Source organism: Micrococcus sp. 63XJN7_8_ISO-PGPR-S23-253 (assembly GCF_056173425.1).
Genome location: NZ_CM149673.1, coordinates 2,003,290 through 2,025,188 on the forward strand (window position 1 = coordinate 2,003,290; position 21,899 = coordinate 2,025,188).

Here is a 21,899-nt window from a genome sequence, read left to right on the forward strand (position 1 = left end):
GCCGGCCGCGGCTCAGCGGCGCAGGAGCAGGAAGCCGGGGGCCGGGACCGCCGCCGGCACCGTGCCGGGGCCGAGGGGGCCGTCGTCGCCGTGGCCGGCGAGGAGCTCGGCCCGCGTCAGGTCCGCGGGCACGGGCAGCGGCTCCGCGCCGAGGGCGACGAGCAGGACGACGTCGGCGTCCGCGCCGGCGCGGGTGAGGCGCACGTGGCGCCGGGCGGCGTCCACCTCGGCCCGGACGCGGTCGCGGCGAGGGTCGGTGAGCTGGGGCAGCGTGCGGCGCAGGCCGATCAGGGTGCGGTAGGCGGCGAGCACGCGCACCCCGCGGCCCTGGCCGTCCGCGCCGCCCGCGGCCTCCGCCCAGTCCAGCACCGCCGCGTCCCGTGTGGCGGGGTCCTGCGGGTCGGGGACGTCGGCCGGGTCCCAGCCGTGAGCGGCGAACTCGCGGCGTCGTCCCTGCCGGACGGCGTCCCCGAGCTCGGGTTCGCGGAACGAGGTGAAGAACGGCCACGGCGTCGACGCGGCGAACTCCTCGCCCATGAAGAGCATCGGCACGTGCGGGCCGGTCAGCAGCAGGGCGGCCTCGGCCGCGAGCGCACCCTCGGACAGGGCGGCCGCGGTGCGGTCGCCGCCGGCGCGGTTGCCCACCTGGTCGTGGTTCTGGATGCTGGCCACCCACGCATGGTTCGGGACGGCGTCCGGCACGGGGCGCCCGTGGTCGCGGCTGCGGAACGTGGAGCGGGTGCCGTCGTGGAAGTAGGTGCGCTCCATGACCTTGGCCACCGCCTCCAGCGGGGCGAAGTCCGCGTAGTAGCCGTGGGTCTCCCCCGTCGCGGCCACGTGCAGGGCGTGGTGGACGTCGTCGTTCCAGGCCGCCGCGAGGCCGAGCCCGCCGGCCTGGCGGGGCAGCACCAGGCGCGGGTCGTTGAGGTCCGACTCGGCCAGGAGCGGCACGGGTCGGCCGGCACGGGCCGCGATCCCGTCCGCGAGCGCGGCCATCTCCTCGAGCAGGTGCACGGCGCGGGCGTCCCGCAGGGCGTGCACCGCGTCGAGGCGCAGCCCGTCCACGCGCATCTCCTCGAGCCAGAAGCGGACGTTGTCCAGGACGAACCGGCGCACCTCGTCCGAGTCGGCGCCGTCCAGGTTCAGGCCGTCGCCCCAGCCGGTGCCGCCCGGGCCCAGATAGGGCCCGAACACCGGCAGGTAGTTGCCGGAGGGGCCCAGGTGGTTGTGGACGACGTCCTGGACCACGCCGAGGCCGGCGGCGTGGGCGGCGGCCACGAAGCGGCGGTAGGCGGCGGGGCCGCCGTAGGACTCGTCGACGGCGAACCATGCCACCCCGTCGTAGCCCCAGTTCCGCGGGCCGGAGAAGGAGTTCACGGGCAACAGCTCGACGTGGGTGACCCCGAGGTCCGTCAGGTGCGGCAGGCGGGCGATGGCGGCGTCGAGGGTCCCCTCGGCCGTGAAGGTGCCCACGTGCAGCTCGTAGAGGACGGCGCCGCGCAGGCCGCCGCCCTGGGGCGCGGTCGGATCGGACTCCACCCCGGGCGGCCCGGCCCAGCCCTCGTCGGGCCATGCGACGGCGCGGCCGGCGACGTCGCGGCGGGAGGGCCCGTGGACCGTGTCGGGCTGGCGTCGGGAGCGGGGGTCCGGCACGGGGTCCGCCCCGTCCACGCGGTAGCCGTAGCCGGGGTCGGCCGGCGGCTGGGCGGCGTCGAGGCAGAGGGCGGCCAGCGGGTCCTCCGTGGGCGTCCACCAGCCTCCGGCGGCGGGGTCCATGGCCACGACGGCGGCGACGGGCCAGCGGTCCTCGGCGTCGTGCAGGGCGCCGGGCTCGGTGTCGACGAGGACGAGGTCGACGCTCTCGGCGTGCGGCGCCCATACGGCGTAGGGGACGGCGCGCGCGGCGTCGACGGCGGCCCGCTCGGCCGCGGCGGGGTCCACGGGGTCGGAGCCGATCGGGTGCAGGCCCGGGGCGGGGGCGTCGGCCGGACGGGGCTCGGTCACGGGGCGGTCCTCTCTCGGCGGTCGGATGGGGCGTGCGCCGGGACGAGCAGCGCGACGGGCAGGGTGCTGAGCAGTTCGTCGAGGCGCACGGCGCCGCGGGCGTCCGGGTGGACGGGGTGGCCGGTGACGGCGTCCTCCCACCGCCCGGCCGGCACGGTCACGACGGTCTCGCCCCAGCCGCCCGCGGCCGCCAGGCGGACGGGCCAGCGGGTGGCCACGGCGAGCGCCCCGCCCCGGTCGAACGCGATCGCGTGGTCGGCGGCGGGGCCGGAGACGTCGAGCGGGCGGTGGCCGGTGAACAGCTCGGGCCGGTCGCGGCGGGCGCGCAGCACCGCCGCGACGACGGCCAGCTTGGCGGCGGCGGGGTCGTCGAGGCCGGGTGTGTGGCCGGCGTCGAGGCGGTCCAGCAGGTCGGCCCGGGCCGCGAAGTCCACGGGGCGGCGGTTGTCCGGGTCCACGAGGGTGGGGAAGGGCACCTCCGTGCCCTGGTAGACGTCGGGGACGCCGGGGGCGGCGAGCTGGACGAGCTTGTGGCCGAGCTGGACCACCAGGCCGGGCTCGGCGATGCGGTCCGCGACGGCCTGCAGCACGCCCCGGGCAGGCCCCTCGGGGGAGGTGACGGCGGCGGCGAGCGCGGCGAGCCGGGCCTCGAACTCGGGGTCCTGGTCCGTCCAGCTGGTGGCCAGGGCCGCCTCGCGGGAGGCCTTCTGCAGGAACCCGAGGATCCGCTCCTCCTCCGGTGCGGTGCCGTCCGTGGGCCAGACGCCCACGATGGACTCCCAGAGCAGCCGCTCGGCGTCGGGGTGGCCGAGCGGGTGGAGGCGCGTCAGCTCGGCGAGCTCGGCGGCCCAGCGGTCGGGCTCCTCGGCGAGCACGGCGATGCGGGCGCGCACGTCCTCGCCGCGCTTGGTGTCGTGGGTGCTCAGGGTGGTCATGGCCGTCGGCCAGGCGGCCTGGCGCGCCTGCTGGGCGGAGTGGAAGTCGGCCAGGGACAGGGCGACGTGGGAGGGGTCTCCGCCGACCTCGTTCAGATTGGCCCACCGGGTGTACCGGTAGAAGGACCGGTCCTCGACGCCCTTGGCCATCACCATGCCGGAGGTCTGCTGGAACCGGCGGGCCACGGGCGAGTCCGGGTCGGTCAGCTCGGGCCGCAGGTCGCCGAGCACGTCGGAGAGGCCCGGCTCCGCCGCGGCCGCGTCCGCCAGCGCGCCCTCGAGCACGGCCAGGCCCACGGGCAGGTAGGTGCGGTACACGGGCAGGCGGGCGAGCACGGCGGCGAACGCGGCGGCCACGTCCTCGTCCGGGTGGGCACCGAGGGCGTGCACGGCGCGGACCTCCCGGACCAGCCGGGCGGTCTCGGCCGCGAGGGAGCCGGTGGCCACGTCGTGCTTGGCCCGCACCACGGCCTCGTCCCACTCCCGACGGCGGCGCGCGTCCTCGGCCGCATCGCCCGCGGCCTCGGGGTGCATGAAGACGCGTTCGACCTCGCCGAGCGCGTCGTAGCCGGTGGTCCCGTCCACGGGCCAGTCCGCGGGCAGCGCCTCACCGGGCTCGAGGATCTTCTCCACCACGAGGTAGCCCTCCGGGAGCACGTGGGAGCGCAGGCGCCGCGCGTAGCCGGCCGGGTCCGCCAGGCCGTCCGGGTGGTCCACGCGCAGCCCGTCCACGAGCCCTTCGCGGACCCAGCGGGCGGGTTCGGTGTGGACGGCGTCGAAGACCTCGGGCTCGTCCACCCGGACGCCCGCGAGCGTGGTGACGGTGAAGAAGCGGCGGTAGTTCAGCTCGGCGTCGCCGCGGCGCCAGCCGACCAGCCGGTAGTGCTGGCGGTCGTGCACGGCGCGGGCCAGGCGGGCCTGCTCCGCGGTCGGCTCCTTCGCCGGGTCCGCCGCCGCGAAGACCTCTGCGGCGCGCAGCCCGGTCTCCGCCTCGGCCGCCTCGAGCGATCCGGGGGCGAGGGGGTAGACGGTGTCCCAGTAGCGCAGACGGCCGCCCTCGGCGTCGACGACGAGACGGTCCAGTTCCGCGTCCGCGTCCCCGTCGGGACCGTCTCCCAGCACGGGGATGAGCAGGGACCCGTCGCCGGCCGGCCAGTCCACATCGAACCACGCCGCATGCGCCGCCTCGGGACCGTGGGTGAGCACGTCCCACCACGCCGGATTGGCCTGGGGCGTGGCCACGCCCACGTGGTTCGGCACGATGTCCACGAGCACGCCCATGCCCGCCTCGTGCGCGGCGCGCGCGACCGCGTCCAGTCCCTCGGCCCCGCCGCGGGCGGCGTCCAGCCGCGTGGGGTCCACGACGTCGTACCCGTGGTCGGAGCCGGGCTCGGCCTCGAGCAGCGGCGAGAGGTAGAGCCAGTCCACACCCAGGCGCCGCAGATAGGGCACGAGCCCGGCCGCAGACTCCAGCGGCAGATCCGGGCTGACCTGGAGCCGGTAGGTGGACGCGGGGGCGGGACGGACGGTCGAGGTGCTCACGCGGCGACGCTAACAGAGGCCCCCGACGCGGCATCAGGCCCGGCGGGCCGGGGCGGGAAGGTCAACGCGTCTCGACCGGACGGGCGAAGATGTCCTCCCCCACGACGGGCTCGCCCGAGGACTCCAACAGGATCATCTCGTCGCGCAGCACGCTGCCGTCGGCCTGGGTCAGATCGGCCACGAAGCCGGGGCCGGACTGACGGATGCGGTCCACCGCGGTGTAGCCGTACTTCGCCTCGAGGTTGCCGCGGAACGCGTCCAGACCCTGGACGTGCAGGACGGCGCCCGTCGCGCCGAGTGCGACGGCGGCCGCGAGCGCGACAACCCCGACCCCGCGCTGGGTGCGGGTGTCCTCGAGGAGCCCGATCTCCGGGTTGCGGCCGTGGGTCGCGGCGAAGCGCCGGTGCCGCCGAGCGCGCCACAGGCCGACGACCACGAGTGTGCCGCCGACCACGAGGGTCAGTGAGGCCAGCCAGTAGAGGATCCAGGGAGTCACGAGGTCCACGTTCGCAAAGTCCATGCCCCAGTGTGACACAGGTCTCACTCCGGCGGGAGGGCGCGCGGCCGGTCGCGCCTCGTCAGGGCAGGCCGGCGCCCCGCGCCGCGGTCCACAGGCGGTGCCACTGCGCGGAGTCCATCGCCTCGGCCGCGGCAGCCGCCTCGGCGCACGCGGCGACGCGCTCCGGGTCCTGGGTGCCGATCACGGGCCGCACGCCCCACGGCAGGCGCAGCAGCCAGGCGAGCACCACGGCCTCCCGGCTGACGCCCAGCTCCGCCGCGACCTCGCCGACGACGCCGGCCGCGCCGTCGTCGCCGGAGCTGAACCGGCCCTGCCCCAGCGGACCCCAGGCCTGCAGCTCGATCCCCTCGGCGGCGCACACCGGGCCGAGGCGCCCGGCGTCGGCGTCCGCGGGGGCGTCCGGGTGGTTGGCGAGCACGACCGCCTCCACGAGGGTGCGGTGGTGCAGGCCGAGCTCGACCTGGACGCACGCCAGCCCGGTCCCGTCCGCCGCCTGGCTCTCGAGCTCGCGCTGGAACTCGAGGACGCGGCCCACGCCGAGGTTGGAGACGCCCAGCTTGCCGACCAGGCCCGCCTCCCGCGCGTCGAGGAAGGCGCGCACGGTGTCGGCCACGGGCGTGAGGACGTCGGGCCGGTGGATGATCAGGGTGTCCACGCGCTGCTCGCCGAGGCGGGCGAGCGAGCCCTCCAGCGAGGCGCGCACGTGCTCGGGCGAGGAGTCGTAGCGGGTCAGGCGCCGCCCGGCCGGGTCCGTCTCGTGCAGGACGATCCCGCACTTGGTCTGCACCTTCAGGGCGGAGCGCTCCTCGTAGGGCAGCTCGTGCAGCAGCCGGCCGACGGTCTCCTCGGAGCGGCCGGCCCCGTAGATGTCCGCGGTGTCCAGCAGGTCGACGCCGGCCTCGATCCCGGCGCGCAGGGCGCGGCGGGCGCGCTCCACGGCCGCCTCGACCTGCGCGTCACCCGCAGGCCCCTCCGGCCCCGCCCCCGGATCGGCGTCCGGGGGCGGCGGAGGAACGGATCCCCAGGCCATGGTCCCGAGCACGATCGGGGTGGCCGGAGTCGGGTCGAGGTCGAGCGGCGGATGCGTGGGGGCTGTGCTCATGGCCTCACCGTCTCACGTCCGCCCGCCCCGGGTCCGGACCCGCCGCCCTGTGATGGGATGGGTCCATGAAGCTCGCCACGTTCCGCCAGCCCGACTCCGACGCCGCCTACCCCGGCGCCACGTTCGCCGCGGTCATCACCTCCGTGCACCCCGAGGACCCCGAGGTCGCCGTGCGCGCCGTCGCCCTGCCGGACTGTCGCGACGTCGGCGAGTACCTCACCGCCACGCCGGAGGAGCAGCGGGAGATGGTGGAGGGGGCCCTCCGCGCGGCGCAGGCCGACCGGTCCCTCCTGCTGGACACCTCCGGCCTCGTCTACGACACGCTCGTGCCCTTCCCCACCAAGGTGTTCTGCGTGGGCCTGAACTACACGAACCACATCGACGAGACGGGCCTGGAGCGCCCTGAGCATCCGACGCTGTTCGCGAAGTTCCCGCAGTCCCTCACGGGTGCGCTGGACCCGATCGAGGTCCCCGAGGAGGACCACCGGGTCGACTACGAGGGCGAGCTGTGCATCGTGGTCGGAGAGCCGGGCCGACGCATCGCCGTCGAGGACGCCCCGGAGCACATCGCGGGCTACGCGGTGGCCAACGACATCTCCATGCGCGGCTTCCAGGGCCGCACCTCCGAGTGGCTGCAGGGCAAGGTGTGGGAGGCCTCGACGCCCGTGGGTCCGTGGCTGGTCACCCCGGACGAGTTCCCGGCGGACGCGCGCGTCCTCACGCACGTCAACGGCGAGCTGCGTCAGGAGGACACGGTCGCCGACGTCGTCTTCTCCCCCGCCGAGCTGGTCTCCTACGCCTCGCAGCTGATCACCCTGAACCCGGGTGACCTGATCCTGACCGGCACGCCCGCGGGGGTCGCCCTGGCCCGCCGGGACGCCGAGGGCCGCCGCCCGTGGCTGCGTCCCGACGACGTCGTCGAGGTGGAGATCACCGGGCTGGGACGCCAGCGCAATGAGCTCGTCTGAGGCGGCGGCACCGGCGCATGCCCTGCCTCGCGTCGTCGGCATCCTCGGTGCGGGGCGGGCGGGCACCGCGCTGGCACGGGCGATCGCGCGCATCCCCCGCCTCTCCCCGGGCACGGCCGCCCCGCGGGTGATGGTCGCGGGCACGCGGCGCCCCGCGGCGGTCCAGCGCCACCTGGCGATCTACGCTCCCGAGGCCGTCGCCGTGTCGGCCGAGGACCTGGCGGCGGAGGCGGAGCTCGTCGTCGTGGCCGTGCCGCGCGAAGCGCTCGACGACGTCGACCCGCTCACCCTCGCCGGGCCGGCCACGCGCGCCGTGGTGGACCTGACGAACACCTGGGGGGACGAGCCGGTCCCGGCGTGGCTCGACGACGACGGCGCGCCGGGCACCACCCGGATCGCCGAGCGCTGGGCCGCCGCGGGGCTGCGCGTGCCCGTCGTGCGCGCGTTCTCGGAGATCTCGCATCACGACCTCGGAGATGCCGGGCGTGCCACAGCCCCGCGCCGCGCCCTCGCGGTGGGCACCGAGCCGGCCGATGCGACGGCCGACCCGGCCGCGGTCGCCGCCGCGCGCGACGCGGTGATCGCCCTCGTCACCGCCATGGGCTTCGACGCGGTCCCCTACACGGGCCTCGACCGGGCCGGCGTCCTCGAGCCGGGCGCGGCGGGGTTCGGCACCGCGCACGACGCCGGCCGGCTCGCCGCGCTGCTCGCCGACGCGCCCACCGGCTGAGGCGACACCGGCCCTGCGGTGCCTACGCTGGGCGGGATCGCCGACCCGTCCAGGAGGCCCCCGTGACCCGTCCGACGCACCGCATCGCCCGCCGCACTCTCGCCGCGGTCGCCCTGTCCGCCGCCGCCCTCACCGGGCCGGCGGCGGCCGCCACCGTCGTCGCCCTGCCGGTCACGGCAGGGGTGACGGGCGCCGTCGTGGCCGCCGCGCCGCAGGCCCGCGCCGTGGCCTGGGAGCAGGTGGAGCTCGTGGACGACGCGGGCGTGATCGACCCCGCCCAGCTGCGCCGTGACCTGGCGGGGATCGAGTTCCGGGAGCCGACCCGCGTCGCCGTGGTCACCGAGCGCGGCCCGGACCTGTCCGCGCTGGACGACGACCGCGCGTCTCAGGCGTTCAACGGGCGGGTGCTCGAACGGGCTCGCGCCGAGCACCCGGACTGGCTCAGCGCGGACGGCCAGAAGTGGGCCGACGGCCTCGTGATCGTGGCGCTCGACCCGGACAACCGGTTGATCGGGGTGTACGTGGGCGAGGACCGGATGCTCAGCACGGACCAGCTGCGGGAGGTGCGCGAGGCCGGCCACGAGGCGGCCCGTGCGGCCCGGTGGACGGACACGGTCGTGGAGGTGACGGACGCCGCCGCCGAGCTGATCGGGCGCCCCTGGTGGCAGGCTCCCGAGCTGTGGTTCGGCGCGGGGATCGTCGGTGTGGCGGGCGGCGGCGCCGCGGCCGCGGTGCTCGCGAGCCGACGGCGTCGCCGCCGCCGGACGGCCGACCTGCTGGCCGAGGCCCGCACCCACCTGACCTCCGTGACCCTGGAGATGGACGCCACCGAGGTGAACGCGTCCACGGTGCCTGAGGACTCGCCCCACGCGGCCGCGCTGATGGAGCGCTTCCGCGGCTTCCGGCGCCAGGCGCTCGACGCGTCGGCGGAACTGGACCGCCTCGAGGCCCTGCCGGAGCGCAGCCTGCATCGCACGGAGCACGCCCGGGCCGCGGAGGACGTCCGGGACCGCGCCCGTGAGCTCGACCGCCTCGACGACGCCGTGGCCGCGGCGAACACCTTCCTCAACCGCCACCCGGGGTGGCCGTCGGCGTGGGACCAGCAGACCGCCCCGCTGCGGGCCGACCTGGACGCCGTCGGCACGCTGGCCTCCTCCGTCGGCTCCGCCGGACCCGTCCGGTCCGCCGTCGCCGCGCTGGAGTCCTTCCGCGCCGAGGCCCAGGGCCGACTCGAGGCGCTGGGCGCGGACCTGCAGGACGAGCGCCTGACCCCGGCTGCGGCGCTGGACGAGCTGGATGCGCTGCGACGTCGCCTGACCGGGCTGGTCTCCGCCCTCGCCGACGCCGAGGTGGCGGCCTTCGGCAAGGACGAGGCCGAGCGTGAGCTGCTGCGCGACGAGCTGCGCACGCACCGTGGCCCGGCCCGGTCCGCGCGCGGCTCGATCCTGGACTCCGCGCTGCCCGCGGATGCCTACTGGACGGTGGTGGCCTTCACCACGGGCCACCAGGCCGGCGAGCGGTCCGTCCAGGACCATCGCCAGGCGCAGTCCAGCTCCTCCGGGACCGGCTACGGATCCTCGGGCGGCTCATTCTCCGGGGCGGGCTCGTCCGGCCGATTCTGAGGCGATCGGGGCCGGATCTGAGCCGCAAGCTCGTCCGAGGCCCGGTACCCGGCCCCTGGCCCACCGCCCCGTTCTGCGAGACAGTGAAGGACCATGACCACCGCTGACACCCCCGCACCCCGCCAGGACCCCCTCGCGTTCTTCCTCGACAAGGCCGTGCCCGAGGCGTGGCACGCGGTCGGGCCGCTGGCCTCGGCCGCGCGCGGCGCCGCCGAGCAGGCCGGGCTGGACCGGCAGCTCGTGGAGCTCGTGAACCTCCGGGTCTCCCAGCTCAACGGCTGCGGGTTCTGCCTGGACCGGCACACCCGCCAGGGCGCCGACGCCGGTCTGAGCGTGCAGCGCCTGGGGCTGCTGCCGGCATGGCGTGAGGCCGGGGCGGTGTACTCGGAGCAGGAACGCGCCGCACTCGAGCTCGCCGAGGCGGTCACGGACCTCCCCGAGCAGGAGCAGCTGAACTACGTGCAGGCCTCCACGGCCGCCGTGCTCACGGACGCCCAGTACGCGGCCGTGCAGTGGGTCGCGATCGTGATGAACCTGACGAACCGCATCTCGATCCTGTCCCATCATCCCGTGCGGCGCCGGGACGACTGACCCCCTTCCCCGTCGCCGGCCCGGCGGCGGGGTCCCCCCAGGAACGAGAGGACCGACCATGACCGAGCAGACCCCCAGCCTGGAGCACCCCCAGGTCCGCAAGAACGCGGAGAGGTACGAGATCGTCGTCGATGACGCGGGCACGGTGGCCGGCTTCACGGTGGCGATCGACGACGACACCGCCGACGGCCCGGCCCAGCGGATCTTCCCGCACACCAAGGTCGACCACCAGTACGAGGGCCGGGGCCTGGCCTCGATCCTCGTGCGCGAGGCGCTGAAGGACACCGTGGCCGCGGGCCGCCGGATCGTCCCCGTGTGCCCGTACGTGAAGGACTGGGTGAACGAACACGACGACGTGGCCGGCGACGTGGACCCGGCGGGCCCCGAGCATCTGCAGTTCCTGGAGTCCCGCCAGGACTGACGCACCGCACCCGGTGAGCACCCGGAGACGAGAAGAGCCCCCGCCGATCCGGCGGGGGCTCTTTCTGGTCGGGGTGACAGGATTTGAACCTGCGGCCTCGTCGTCCCGAACGACGCGCGCTACCAAGCTGCGCCACACCCCGTTGGAGGTCTCAGACCTGAATCCAACAGAGACCGACTATACCAGCCACACCGGGTGCTGCCAAACCGAGATGCGGGGCAGAATCTCACGCGTGAGACCTCTGCGCACCCCGCGAATCCGAGAGAGGCCGGCATGAGCTGGTGGCCGTTCCCGCGTCCCTCCGCGAGCCCCTCCCCCGACGACGACGGCGCCACGGCCGCCGAGCTCGAGGAGGCCGTGGCGGCCCTGCGACAGCTGTTGCGCGCCGAGCGGCACCGACTGCGCCCGGACAGCTGGGCCCTCGCGTGGGAGATGGTCGAGCACGCCGCCGAGTACGCGCCGGCCTGGACTCGCCTGCAGCGCATACGACCCCTGGAGACCCAGGAGCTCGTGCTCGCCCTCACCGGGCGCTTGGAGCCGCTGCTACGCGACTTCCTCGCACTCCCCGACTCGGACAAGCCGGCCCATGCCGATGCCGTGCACGCGCGCCTTCTGGAGCAGGGCACGGAGCACGGCCGGCTGCGCCGCCGACTCACCCGCGCGCTCACGGCACGACTGCGGGCCGGCGAGGAGCTCTGAGCGCCGCGGGCGCATGCACCCGGAAACGCAGAAAGCCCCGTGCTCATCGCACGGGGCCGCCCGGTGAATCCTCCCGGGAATGCGGGAAGGGCCTCGCACGAACAGTGCGAGGCCCTCCCTCAAAGAATGTCCGGCGGCGACCTACTCTCCCACAACCTCCCGGCTGCAGTACCATCGGCGCTGTGGGCCTTAGCTTCCGGGTTCGGAATGGAACCGGGCGTTTCCCCCACGCTATGACCGCCGTAACCCTAACCCCACACCACCACCCTCAACACGGGCAACAGCAGGGAAACCTACGGGTCACACAACAGTGACACTATTCAACTGAAACACCCCAACCACCCACCAACAGTGGACAGCCGGTTGCAATCAGACAACCGCACAGTGGACGCGAACACCAACCCATCACCTTGAAGCAAGCAATGGGATAAGAGTGTGTGTAAGTCATCGGCCTATTAGTACTGGTCAGCTTCACGAGTCTTCAGTCCTCGCTTCCACATCCAGCCTATCAACCCAGTGTTCTAGCTGGGGGCCTCACACCCTCAAAGGGGCAAGGAAATCTCATCTCGAAGCCGGCTTCCCGCTTAGATGCTTTCAGCGGTTATCCATCCCGAACGTAGCTAATCAGCCATGCACCTGGCGGTACAACTGACATACCAGAGGTTCGTCCGTCCCGGTCCTCTCGTACTAAGGACAGACCTTCTCAAATTTCCAACGCGCGCAGAGGATAGGGACCGAACTGTCTCACGACGTTCTGAACCCAGCTCGCGTACCGCTTTAATGGGCGAACAGCCCAACCCTTGGGACCTACTCCAGCCCCAGGATGCGACGAGCCGACATCGAGGTGCCAAACCATGCCGTCGATATGGACTCTTGGGCAAGATCAGCCTGTTATCCCCGAGGTACCTTTTATCCGTTGAGCGACGGCCGTTCCACAACGAGCCGCCGGATCACTAGTCCCGACTTTCGTCCCTGCTCGAGCTGCCACTCTCACAGTCAAGCTCCCTTGTGCACTTGCACTCGACACCTGATTGCCAACCAGGCTGAGGGAACCTTTGGGCGCCTCCGTTACATTTTGGGAGGCAACCGCCCCAGTTAAACTACCCATCAGGCACTGTCCCTGACCCGGATCACGGGCCGAAGTTAGATATCCAGAGTGACCAGAGTGGTATTTCAACGATGACTCCACGAACACTGGCGTGCCCGCTTCACAGTCTCCCACCTATCCTACACAAGCCACACCGAACACCAATACCAAACTATAGTAAAGGTCACGGGGTCTTTCCGTCCTTCTGCGCGTAACGAGCATCTTTACTCGTAATGCAATTTCGCCGAGTTCATGGTTGAGACAGCGGGGAAGTCGTTACTCCATTCGTGCAGGTCGGAACTTACCCGACAAGGAATTTCGCTACCTTAGGATGGTTATAGTTACCACCGCCGTTTACTGGGGCTTAAGTTCTCCGCTTCGCCGAAGCTAACAGGTCCCCTTAACCTTCCAGCACCGGGCAGGAGTCAGTCCATATACATCGTCTTACGACTTCGCATGGACCTGTGTTTTTGATAAACAGTCGCTTCCCCCTGGTCTCTGCGGCCCCGATCCCCTCACACCAGCACGTGGTGCTCAAGGTTGGGGCCCCCCTTCTCCCGAAGTTACGGGGGCATTTTGCCGAGTTCCTTAACCATGATTCTCTCGATCGCCTTAGTATTCTCTACCTGACCACCTGTGTCGGTTTAGGGTACGGGCAGTTTGAACCTCGCGCCGATGCTTTTCTTGGCAGCATAGGATCACCGGATCACCCACCACGTGGGCGCCCATCAGGTCTCAGGCATACAGCCGGCGGATTTACCTACCGGCAGCCCTACACCCTTAGACCAGGTCATTTCCATTGCCCGGCCCGGCTACCTTCCTGCGTCACACCTGTTAATGCGCTTGCCTCCCCGGTTCAGGTCCCGCGCTCCCCATCACCGTCCCCGTCAAAGACGAGGATCGGGATGGTTCGGGCGGTTAGTATCACCGGCTCAGCATGGGCGGTTCTTCACTGGTACGGGAATATCAACCCGTTGTCCATCGACTACGCCTGTCGGCCTCGCCTTAGGTCCCGACTTACCCAGGGCAGATTAGCTTGACCCTGGAACCCTTAGTCATCCGGCGGACGGGTTTCTCACCCGTCTTTCGCTACTCATGCCTGCATTCTCACTCGTCCACAATCCACCAGAAGTTACCCGCTGGCTTCACCTCGTGAACGACGCTCCCCTACCCATCCAGCAAAACTGAATGCCACGGTTTCGGCGGTGTACTTGAGCCCCGCTACATTGTCGGCGCGGAATCACTTGACCAGTGAGCTATTACGCACTCTTTCAAGGGTGGCTGCTTCTAAGCCAACCTCCTGGTTGTCTCAGCAACTCCACATCCTTTCCCACTTAGCACACGCTTAGGGGCCTTAACCGGTGGTCTGGGCTGTTTCCCTCTCGACTATGAAGCTTATCCCCCACAGTCTCACTGCCACGCTCTCACTTCCCGGCATTCGGAGTTTGGCTGAAGTCAGTAACCTTGTAGGGCCCATCGTCCATCCAGTAGCTCTACCTCCGGGAAGAAACACGTGACGCTGCACCTAAATGCATTTCGGGGAGAACCAGCTATCACGGAGTTTGATTGGCCTTTCACCCCTACCCACAGCTCATCCCCTCCATTTTCAACTGAAGTGGGTTCGGTCCTCCACGCGCTCTTACACGCGCTTCAACCTGGCCATGGGTAGATCACTCCGCTTCGGGTCTAGGACACGCGACTCAAACGCCCTATTCAGACTCGCTTTCGCTACGGCTTCCCCACACGGGTTAACCTCGCCACGTATCACTAACTCGCAGGCTCATTCTTCAAAAGGCACGCTGTCACCCCACAAGGAGGCTCCAACGGTTTGTAGGCACATGGTTTCAGGTACTATTTCACTCCCCTCCCGGGGTACTTTTCACCATTCCCTCACGGTACTGATCCGCTATCGGTCAACAGGTAGTATTCAGGCTTACCAGGTGGTCCTGGCAGATTCACACGGGATTCCTCGGGCCCCGTGCTACTCGGGCGACCCTCCAACAGCGGCGGAACACATTTCGACTACGGGACTCTCACCCTCTACGGTCCAGCATCCACACTGGTTCGTCTATATGCCCGCACCTCACTGCGCCATGCCGGCAGACATGACAAGGAGGGGCCCACAACACCGCACATGCAACCCCTGCCGGGTATCACACACATACGGTTTAGCCCCATCCGCGTTCGCTCGCCACTACTAACGGAATCACTTTTGTTTTCTCTTCCTGTGGGTACTGAGATGTTTCACTTCCCCACGTTCCCTCCACCCGGTCTATGTGTTCAACCGGGGGTCACACGACACGTCGTGCGGGGTTTCCCCATTCGGAAATCCTGGTCTCAACGTCCGGTTATCGACTCCACCAGGCTTATCGCAGATTCCCACGTCCTTCTTCGGCTCCTGTTGCCAAGGCATCCACCATGCGCCCTTGGAAACTTTCACACACAATGAAAGTCCTCAAATGAGCAATATCTAACTAAGATGTCATTCTCGGCATCACCACACCTCACACACCACCCCAGGGGGGAACAGTGCGATCAACGATGCAGCAACAAAAAATAAGATGCTCGCGTCCACTATGCAGTTCTCAAACAACAACCCACACCCCATCCACCAACCCACCAGGCCAGCTTCACAAGGCACGGAGACCAGAAACAACAACCCCAACCCCAAGGTCAGGGTGCCTGCTGTTCCAGGACCCAACAGTGTGCCAACACCAGCTCGCAGCCACCAACACCACCCATTCCAACCACACCCGCAAAGGCATGACGTACTCGAGCACTGCCGGCACCACCACTGGCACCATTCATTGATGTTCCACCCATGAGCAACCCGCCATCACACACGCGGTGATGCAACGGGCACTGATGCTCCTTAGAAAGGAGGTGATCCAGCCGCACCTTCCGGTACGGCTACCTTGTTACGACTTAGTCCCAATCGCTGGTCCCACCTTCGACGGCTCCCCCCACAAGGGTTAGGCCACCGGCTTCGGGTGTTACCGACTTTCGTGACTTGACGGGCGGTGTGTACAAGGCCCGGGAACGTATTCACCGCAGCGTTGCTGATCTGCGATTACTAGCGACTCCGACTTCATGGGGTCGAGTTGCAGACCCCAATCCGAACTGAGACCGGCTTTTTGGGATTAGCTCCACCTCACAGTATCGCAACCCATTGTACCGGCCATTGTAGCATGCGTGAAGCCCAAGACATAAGGGGCATGATGATTTGACGTCGTCCTCACCTTCCTCCGAGTTGACCCCGGCAGTCTCCCATGAGTCCCCACCACTACGTGCTGGCAACATGGAACGAGGGTTGCGCTCGTTGCGGGACTTAACCCAACATCTCACGACACGAGCTGACGACAACCATGCACCACCTGTGAACCCGCCCCAAAGGGGAAACCGTATCTCTACGGCGATCGAGAACATGTCAAGCCTTGGTAAGGTTCTTCGCGTTGCATCGAATTAATCCGCATGCTCCGCCGCTTGTGCGGGCCCCCGTCAATTCCTTTGAGTTTTAGCCTTGCGGCCGTACTCCCCAGGCGGGGCACTTAATGCGTTAGCTGCGGCGCGGAAACCGTGGAATGGTCCCCACACCTAGTGCCCAACGTTTACGGCATGGACTACCAGGGTATCTAATCCTGTTCGCTCCCCATGCTTTCGCTCCTCAGCGTCAGTTACAGCCCAGAGACCTGCCTTCGCCATCGGTGTTCCTCCTGATATCTGCGCATTCCACCGCTACACCAGGAATTCCAGTCTCCCCTACTGCACTCTAGTCTGCCCGTACCCACCGCAGATCCGGGGTTAAGCCCCGGACTTTCACGACAGACGCGACAAACCGCCTACGAGCTCTTTACGCCCAATAATTCCGGATAACGCTCGCACCCTACGTATTACCGCGGCTGCTGGCACGTAGTTAGCCGGTGCTTCTTCTGCAGGTACCGTCACTTTCGCTTCTTCCCTACTGAAAGAGGTTTACAACCCGAAGGCCGTCATCCCTCACGCGGCGTCGCTGCATCAGGCTTGCGCCCATTGTGCAATATTCCCCACTGCTGCCTCCCGTAGGAGTCTGGGCCGTGTCTCAGTCCCAGTGTGGCCGGTCACCCTCTCAGGCCGGCTACCCGTCGTCGCCTTGGTGAGCCATTACCTCACCAACAAGCTGATAGGCCGCGAGTCCATCCAAAACCGATAAATCTTTCCAACACCCACCATGCGGTAGGCGCTCCTATCCGGTATTAGACCCAGTTTCCCAGGCTTATCCCAGAGTTAAGGGCAGGTTACTCACGTGTTACTCACCCGTTCGCCACTAATCCACCCAGCAAGCTGGGCTTCATCGTTCGACTTGCATGTGTTAAGCACGCCGCCAGCGTTCATCCTGAGCCAGGATCAAACTCTCCGTAAAAAAATTACAGAACAACACCGTGGCAGCCGGAAATAACCACCACGACATCCATTCAATACCTAGCAGACCATCACCACACCACGGGGGTGGCAGGCGATGATCAACCAATATGTGTTAAAACAATTGGCATCAACAAACTTGGCACACTATTGAGTTCTCAAACAACAGGCGCTTCCAGCTTCAGCGACCCGCTCCGCGGGCCGTTTCGCTCTGGAGCAACTTCTCCATCCTAGACCATCCGTTTCGAACGTGTCAACTCCGTGTCCGAAGCATTCACCGTCTGTTCACATGGCCGGGCTAGAAAACCTTACCACGCGATCCGACCATGTCAACTCCGCTCTCTGCGGGGCCAGACACTCACCGGACCATCCACGTGGAAGGCCTCGAAAAGCTTACCACATGATTCCCGGCTGTCAAACCAGATCATCTTCTTCAGGAATCCCGACCAGCATCACTGCCAGCCGCGCACCCGGTGAGCACCACCCGCCCTGGACCTGCCATTCTCGGCATGAATCCGCGGATTCTGTGTTCTTCACCCCGCCTCCCGGTCACCCGGTCGGCGTCTTGAGCACGAGATGGAACTCTACACACGAACCCCACCGAACACAAAATCAGGGGTGACACCCGGCGTGCAGTCCCGGGCGGACGGTCGACTTCCGCGTGTTCTCGCGGATTCCTCGATGCCGTCCGACTCGGTTCGGCACTCCCGCGCCGAGACCGTCGATCGTGACGTGCACCACGCGTCAGGGCGTGACCGTCGAGTCCGGATGCGGCTGGAGCCACAGGGTGGTCAGCGCCGGCACGTTCACCGTGACGTGGGCAGGCTGGCCCTGCCACTGGCCCTCATGGGCAGCGATCACCTCGGATTGGCCGGTCTGCTCGCGCCAGCCGTCACCGTGGAAGTCGATCGCGTCGGTGTCCAGCACCACCGTCCACTCCCCCGCGGACGGCACCCCCACCCGGAGCCCCTGACGCGGCGACCCCGAGAGGTTGGTGATGCACAGCAGCGGGGCGCCGCCCGGTTCGGCGGCCGGGACCGCGTCGCCGTCGTCGATCCGCTGCTCCGGCACCACCTGCGCAGCGGGCATGCGGAGGAACACGAGCGTGTTGCCGTCGGCGTCGCCGCCGTCCACCCACGCGAATCCCTCCGGGCTGTGGTCCAGCGACCACAGCGCCGGCTTGCTGCGGTAGAGCGCGTTGAGCTCCCGGATCGTCAGCTGGACCCCGCGGTGCGCCTCGTCCCACGAGACGGGCCAGTCCAGGCCCTCGCCCTCGGACCACTCGCTCGGCTGCGCGTACTCCCCGCCCATGAACAGCAGCTGCTTGCCGGGGTGCGCCCACATGTAGCCGTAGTAGGCGCGCAGGGTGGCCAGCTGCTGCCGGCGGTCGCCCGGGATGCGGCCCAGCAGGGAGCCCTTGCCGTGGACGACCTCGTCGTGGGACAGCGGCAGCACGTAGTTCTCCGAGTAGGCGTACACCATGGAGAACGTCCACTGCCCGTGGTGCCACCGGCGGTTGACCGGGTCCTGGGACAGGTAGGCGAGGGTGTCGTGCATCCAGCCCATGTTCCACTTCTTGCCGAAGCCGAGACCGCCCGCGTCCACGGGAGCGCTCACCCCTGAGAAGGCCGTGGACTCCTCCGCGATCATGTGGACGCCGGGGTGCAGGCGGTACACGGTCGCGTTGACCTCGCGCAGGAAGTCGATGGCCTCGAGGTTGTGGTTGCCGCCGTGCACGTTGGGCTCCCACTGCCCGTCCTCGCGCGAGTAGTCCAGGTAGAGCATCGAGGCGACGGCGTCCACGCGCAGCCCGTCGATGTGGAACTCGCCGAGCCAGTAGAGCGCGTTGCCCACGAGGAAGTTGCGGACCTCGGTGCGGCCGAAGTCGAACACGAGGGTGCCCCAGTCCGGATGCTCGCCCCGCCGCGGGTCCGGGTGCTCGTACAGGGCGGTCCCGTCGAAGCGCGCGAGCGCCCACTCGTCCTTCGGGAAGTGCGCCGGCACCCAGTCCACGATGACGCCGATCCCCGCCCGGTGGAGCGCGTCCACCAGGTGCTTGAACTCGTCCGGGGAGCCGAACCGGGAGGTGGGGGCGTAGTAGCCGGTCACCTGGTAGCCCCAGGACCCGCCGAACGGATGCTCCGCGACCGGCAGGAACTCCACATGCGTGAACCCCAGCCACTGCACGTACTCCACGAGCTGCTCGGCCAGCTCGCGGTAGTCGAGCCCGGGCCGCCACGAGCCCAGGTGCACCTCGTAGATGCTCAGCGGGCGCTCGTGCGGGTCCGTGACGCGGCGGCGCTCCATCCAGGTGCGGTCCCCGAAGGCGTAGTCGGACTCCAGCACACGCGAGGCCGTGGCCGGGGGGACCTCCGTCCAGCGGGCCATCGGGTCCGCCTTCTGCCGCCAGAGCCCGTCCCGGCCGAGGATCTCGAACTTGTAGCGGTCGCCGTGACCGACGCCGGGCGCCAGCAGCTCCCACACGCCGGAGGAGCCGAGGGACCGCATGGCGTGGGTCCGGCCGTCCCAGCCGTTGTGGTCGCCCACCACGCGCACGGCCCGCGCGTTCGGCGCCCAGACCGCGAAGGCCGTGCCGACGGCCTCGTCGGCGGAGGTGCGGACCACGCGGGCGCCGAGCACCTCCCACAGCCGTTCGTGCCGGCCCTCCCCGATCAGGTGCAGGTCCAGCTCGCCGAGCGTGGGCAGGTGCCGGTACGCGTCGTCCTGCTCCTGGACGGGGCCGGTCGTGCCGTCCTCGGTCTCGTACGCCACCTCGACGCGGTAGTCGCCCGCGGCGGCCCCGGCCACGCGGGGCGTCGGGGCCACGCCCGCGAACACGCCGTCGTGCTCGTGCGTCAGCTCCACCCGCTGCCCGTCGCCGGCGCGGACCACCGTGACCGTGCGCGCCAGCGGGCGCAGCACGCGGTAGGTGACCGCGGCGCCGTCGGGATGCGGATGGGCGCCCAGCACGGTGTGCGGATCGTGGTGCCGGCCCTGCGCGACGGCGGCCAGCACCTCCGGGTCCACGGCGAGCGGGGCGGCGGCGGGACGGGGGGCGGCGGACGGGGTCATGGCGGTTCCTGTTCTGGGGGCGGCAGGCGTCGGGAGCGGTTCAGCCGTTCCGGACGACCCGCAGGACGTGGGCGGGCTCGACGTTCGGGTCCAGGCGGACGTACGGGGTGCGGCCCCAGTGCCAGCGCTGGCCGGTGAGCAGGTCCTCCACCTCGACGGCCCCGGACGCGTCGCGGTCCTCGGGGCGCAGACGCAGCGCCTCGAGGTCCAGGTCCAGGGTCGCCTCGACGACGTCGTACGGGTTCGTGGTGACGACGACGATCAGGGTGTCCTCCGCGGGACCGGCGTCGGTGACCGCCTCGGCGTCCCGGTGCGCGCCCTCGGGCCGGGCCGAGCGCGTCTTCGAGAACACGAGCAGGTCCGGGTGCGTCGAGCCGTGCAGGGTCAGGTTCTGCAGGTCACCCAGCGCCGGGTGCGCAGCGCGGATCTCATTGAGCCGGGTGAGGTACGGGGCGAGCGAGGCACCCGCGGCCTCCGCGCCCTCCCAGTCCCGGGGGCGGTACTCGTACTTCTCGTTGTCGATGTACTCCTCCGCGCCGGGCCGGGCCACGTGCTCGAACAGCTCGAACCCGGCGTAGACGCCCCACAGCGGGCTGGCCGTGGCGGCGACGACGGCGCGGATCCGGAACGCGCCCGGGCCGCCGTGCTGCAGGTACTCCGTGAGGATGTCCGGCGTGTTGACGAAGAGGTTGGGGCGGTAGAACGCCGGCGTCTCGTGCGAGATCTCCTGGAGGTACTCCGCGAGCTCCTCGGCGGTGTTCCGCCAGGTGAAGTACCCGTAGGACTGCTGGAACCCGACCTTGCCCAGGGCGTGCATCATCGCGGGACGGGTGAAGGCCTCGGCGAGGAACACGACGCGCGGCTCCTCGGCGCGGACCTTGGCGATCAGCCACTCCCAGAACCACAGGGGCTTGGTGTGGGGGTTGTCCACGCGGAAGATGTGCACGCCGCGGGCCACCCAGCCCCGCACCACGTCCAGCACCGCCTGGGCGAGGCCGTCCGGGTCGTTGTCGAAGTTCAGCGGGTAGATGTCCTGGTACTTCTTCGGCGGGTTCTCCGCGTACGCGATGGTGCCGTCCACGCGGGTGGTGAACCACTCCGGGTGCGCGGCGACCCACGGGTGGTCCGGGGAGCACTGCAGGGCCAGGTCCAGGGCCACTTCGAGGCCCTCGTCCGCGGCCGTGGCCACGAACGCCTCGAAGTCCTCGACGGTGCCCAGGTCCGGGTGCACGGCGTCGTGTCCGCCCTCGGGCGCCCCGATCGCCCACGGCGAGCCCGGGTCCTGCGGACCGGCCGTCAGCGTGTTGTTCGGACCCTTGCGGTGCGAGGTGCCGATCGGGTGGATCGGCGGCAGGTAGGCGACCTGGAAGCCCATCCGGGCGACCGCCGGGAGCCGGCGGGCCGCCGTCGCGAAGGTGCCGGAGGACCACGTGCCGGAGGCCTCGTCGAAGCGGGCGCCCTCGGAGCGGGGGAAGAACTCGTACCAGGCGCCGCGGCCGGCGAGCTCACGCTGCACGTCCAGCGGGTAGAGCTCGGAGCTTGTGAGGTGCTCCCGCACGGGGCGGGCGTGGAGGACGGCGGACACCTCCGCCGACTCGGCGGAGGCCAGGCGCTGGACCGGGATGAGGGACTCGTCCTCGAGGCCGCGGACGACCTCCTCGAACACGGCGCGGTCCTCGGCCGAGCGCTCCGCGTCCTCGGCGGCCCGGCGGAACAGGGCGGCGCCCTCGGCGAGCATCAGCTCCACGTCGATGCCGGCGGCGATCTTGACGGTGGCCGCGTGCTTCCACGTGCCCACCGGGTCGTCCCAGCCCTCGACCACGAACTGGTGCAGGCCCGGCTCGGCGGGCCGCAGCGTGGCCACGACCTCGTCCAGCCCGGGCCGGCCCGGACGCATCTGCACGCGCTGCACCTCGGCGCCGGCCGGGTCGAGCAGACGGACGGTGGCGCGCACGGAGTCGTGGCCCTCGCGGAACACGGTGGCGCGGACGGGGATGTCCTCGCCGACCACGGCCTTCGCCGGGAACCGGCCGTCCAGCACGACGGGCTGCACGTCCGTCACCGGGATACGCCCCGTGACGGTCTGGAGGCGGACATCGGCTGCGGTGGCGCTCTGGGTGTCGGGCTTCACGGTGCTCACGCCACGACGCTACCCCGCGGCCGCGCCGGTGAGAACGGCCGGCCCGCCCGCCCGCCGTGGGGCGGAGG

At 69.9% G+C, this 21,899-nt stretch carries 12 protein-coding genes, 1 tRNA gene and 3 rRNA genes; 6 read left to right on the top strand and 10 right to left on the bottom strand.

The genetic code is table 11. The features are described 5' to 3' along the window. Nucleotides 1-12 precede the first annotated feature (12 nt). The 4 genes from treZ to AC0VX4_RS09235 all read right to left on the bottom strand — a co-directional run bounded on the left by treZ (nucleotide 13) and on the right by AC0VX4_RS09235 (nucleotide 6,103). Nucleotides 13-2,004: a malto-oligosyltrehalose trehalohydrolase gene (treZ, locus tag AC0VX4_RS09220; RefSeq protein WP_002855111.1), complete on the bottom strand. Its 1,992-nt coding sequence runs from the start codon at nucleotides 2,002-2,004 to the stop codon at nucleotides 13-15. Continuing rightward, nucleotides 2,001-4,481 (bottom strand): malto-oligosyltrehalose synthase, encoded by a 2,481-nt coding sequence (gene treY / locus AC0VX4_RS09225; RefSeq protein WP_475464294.1) that lies wholly within the window; start codon nucleotides 4,479-4,481, stop codon nucleotides 2,001-2,003. The genes treZ and treY overlap by 4 nt, the downstream gene beginning before the upstream one ends. A 61-nt stretch (nucleotides 4,482-4,542) precedes the next feature. Further along, complete coding sequence (locus tag AC0VX4_RS09230) at nucleotides 4,543-5,001, bottom strand: hypothetical protein (RefSeq protein ID WP_036334384.1); 459 nt, start codon at nucleotides 4,999-5,001, stop codon at nucleotides 4,543-4,545. Nucleotides 5,002-5,059: 58 nt separating this feature from the next. After that, on the bottom strand, nucleotides 5,060-6,103 hold the full coding sequence (locus AC0VX4_RS09235) for an aldo/keto reductase (protein ID WP_002855105.1): 1,044 nt from the start codon (nucleotides 6,101-6,103) through the stop codon (nucleotides 5,060-5,062). Nucleotides 6,104-6,168: 65 nt separating this feature from the next. Here AC0VX4_RS09235 and AC0VX4_RS09240 point away from each other — a divergent pair, with 65 nt between their 5' ends. The 5 genes from AC0VX4_RS09240 (at nucleotide 6,169) to AC0VX4_RS09260 (ending at nucleotide 10,435) form a co-directional block, all read left to right on the top strand. After that, nucleotides 6,169-7,071: a fumarylacetoacetate hydrolase family protein gene (locus AC0VX4_RS09240; RefSeq protein WP_464466267.1), complete on the top strand. Its 903-nt coding sequence runs from the start codon at nucleotides 6,169-6,171 to the stop codon at nucleotides 7,069-7,071. Further along, nucleotides 7,058-7,801 (top strand): NAD(P)-binding domain-containing protein, encoded by a 744-nt coding sequence (locus AC0VX4_RS09245; RefSeq protein ID WP_475464295.1) that lies wholly within the window; start codon nucleotides 7,058-7,060, stop codon nucleotides 7,799-7,801. Before AC0VX4_RS09240 ends, AC0VX4_RS09245 begins: the two co-directional genes overlap by 14 nt. A 62-nt stretch (nucleotides 7,802-7,863) precedes the next feature. Then, nucleotides 7,864-9,423, top strand: coding sequence for a DUF5129 domain-containing protein (locus tag AC0VX4_RS09250; RefSeq protein ID WP_475464296.1), 1,560 nt, complete (start codon nucleotides 7,864-7,866; stop codon nucleotides 9,421-9,423). 93 nt (nucleotides 9,424-9,516) lie between these two features. Further along, nucleotides 9,517-10,014 carry a carboxymuconolactone decarboxylase family protein gene (locus AC0VX4_RS09255; RefSeq protein ID WP_060774771.1) on the top strand — a complete coding sequence of 166 codons (498 nt, stop codon included), beginning with the start codon at nucleotides 9,517-9,519 and terminating at the stop codon, nucleotides 10,012-10,014. A 58-nt stretch (nucleotides 10,015-10,072) separates the two neighbouring features. Then, complete coding sequence (locus tag AC0VX4_RS09260) at nucleotides 10,073-10,435, top strand: GNAT family N-acetyltransferase (protein WP_475464297.1); 363 nt, start codon at nucleotides 10,073-10,075, stop codon at nucleotides 10,433-10,435. Between the two features lie 65 nt (nucleotides 10,436-10,500). Here AC0VX4_RS09260 and AC0VX4_RS09265 read toward each other — a convergent pair. Next, nucleotides 10,501-10,577 (bottom strand) — tRNA-Pro (locus AC0VX4_RS09265). Between the two features lie 131 nt (nucleotides 10,578-10,708). Here AC0VX4_RS09265 and AC0VX4_RS09270 point away from each other — a divergent pair. Then, nucleotides 10,709-11,134: a hypothetical protein gene (locus AC0VX4_RS09270; RefSeq protein WP_002858298.1), complete on the top strand. Its 426-nt coding sequence runs from the start codon at nucleotides 10,709-10,711 to the stop codon at nucleotides 11,132-11,134. 128 nt (nucleotides 11,135-11,262) lie between these two features. Here the strand turns inward: AC0VX4_RS09270 and rrf are convergent. The 5 genes from rrf to AC0VX4_RS09295 all read right to left on the bottom strand — a co-directional run bounded on the left by rrf (nucleotide 11,263) and on the right by AC0VX4_RS09295 (nucleotide 21,831). Further along, nucleotides 11,263-11,379: ribosomal RNA gene (gene rrf, locus AC0VX4_RS09275) — 5S ribosomal RNA — on the bottom strand. 190 nt (nucleotides 11,380-11,569) lie between these two features. After that, nucleotides 11,570-14,661: ribosomal RNA gene (locus tag AC0VX4_RS09280) — 23S ribosomal RNA — on the bottom strand. Nucleotides 14,662-15,097: 436 nt separating this feature from the next. Beyond that, nucleotides 15,098-16,620 (bottom strand): 16S ribosomal RNA (locus tag AC0VX4_RS09285). Together the 16S, 23S and 5S rRNA genes form the textbook arrangement of a ribosomal RNA operon. A 743-nt stretch (nucleotides 16,621-17,363) precedes the next feature. Next, on the bottom strand, nucleotides 17,364-19,691 hold the full coding sequence (gene glgB, locus AC0VX4_RS09290) for a 1,4-alpha-glucan branching protein GlgB (RefSeq protein ID WP_098471190.1): 2,328 nt from the start codon (nucleotides 19,689-19,691) through the stop codon (nucleotides 17,364-17,366). 40 nt (nucleotides 19,692-19,731) lie between these two features. Further along, nucleotides 19,732-21,831, bottom strand: coding sequence for an alpha-1,4-glucan--maltose-1-phosphate maltosyltransferase (locus tag AC0VX4_RS09295; RefSeq protein ID WP_475464298.1), 2,100 nt, complete (start codon nucleotides 21,829-21,831; stop codon nucleotides 19,732-19,734). Nucleotides 21,832-21,899: the final 68 nt, after the last annotated feature.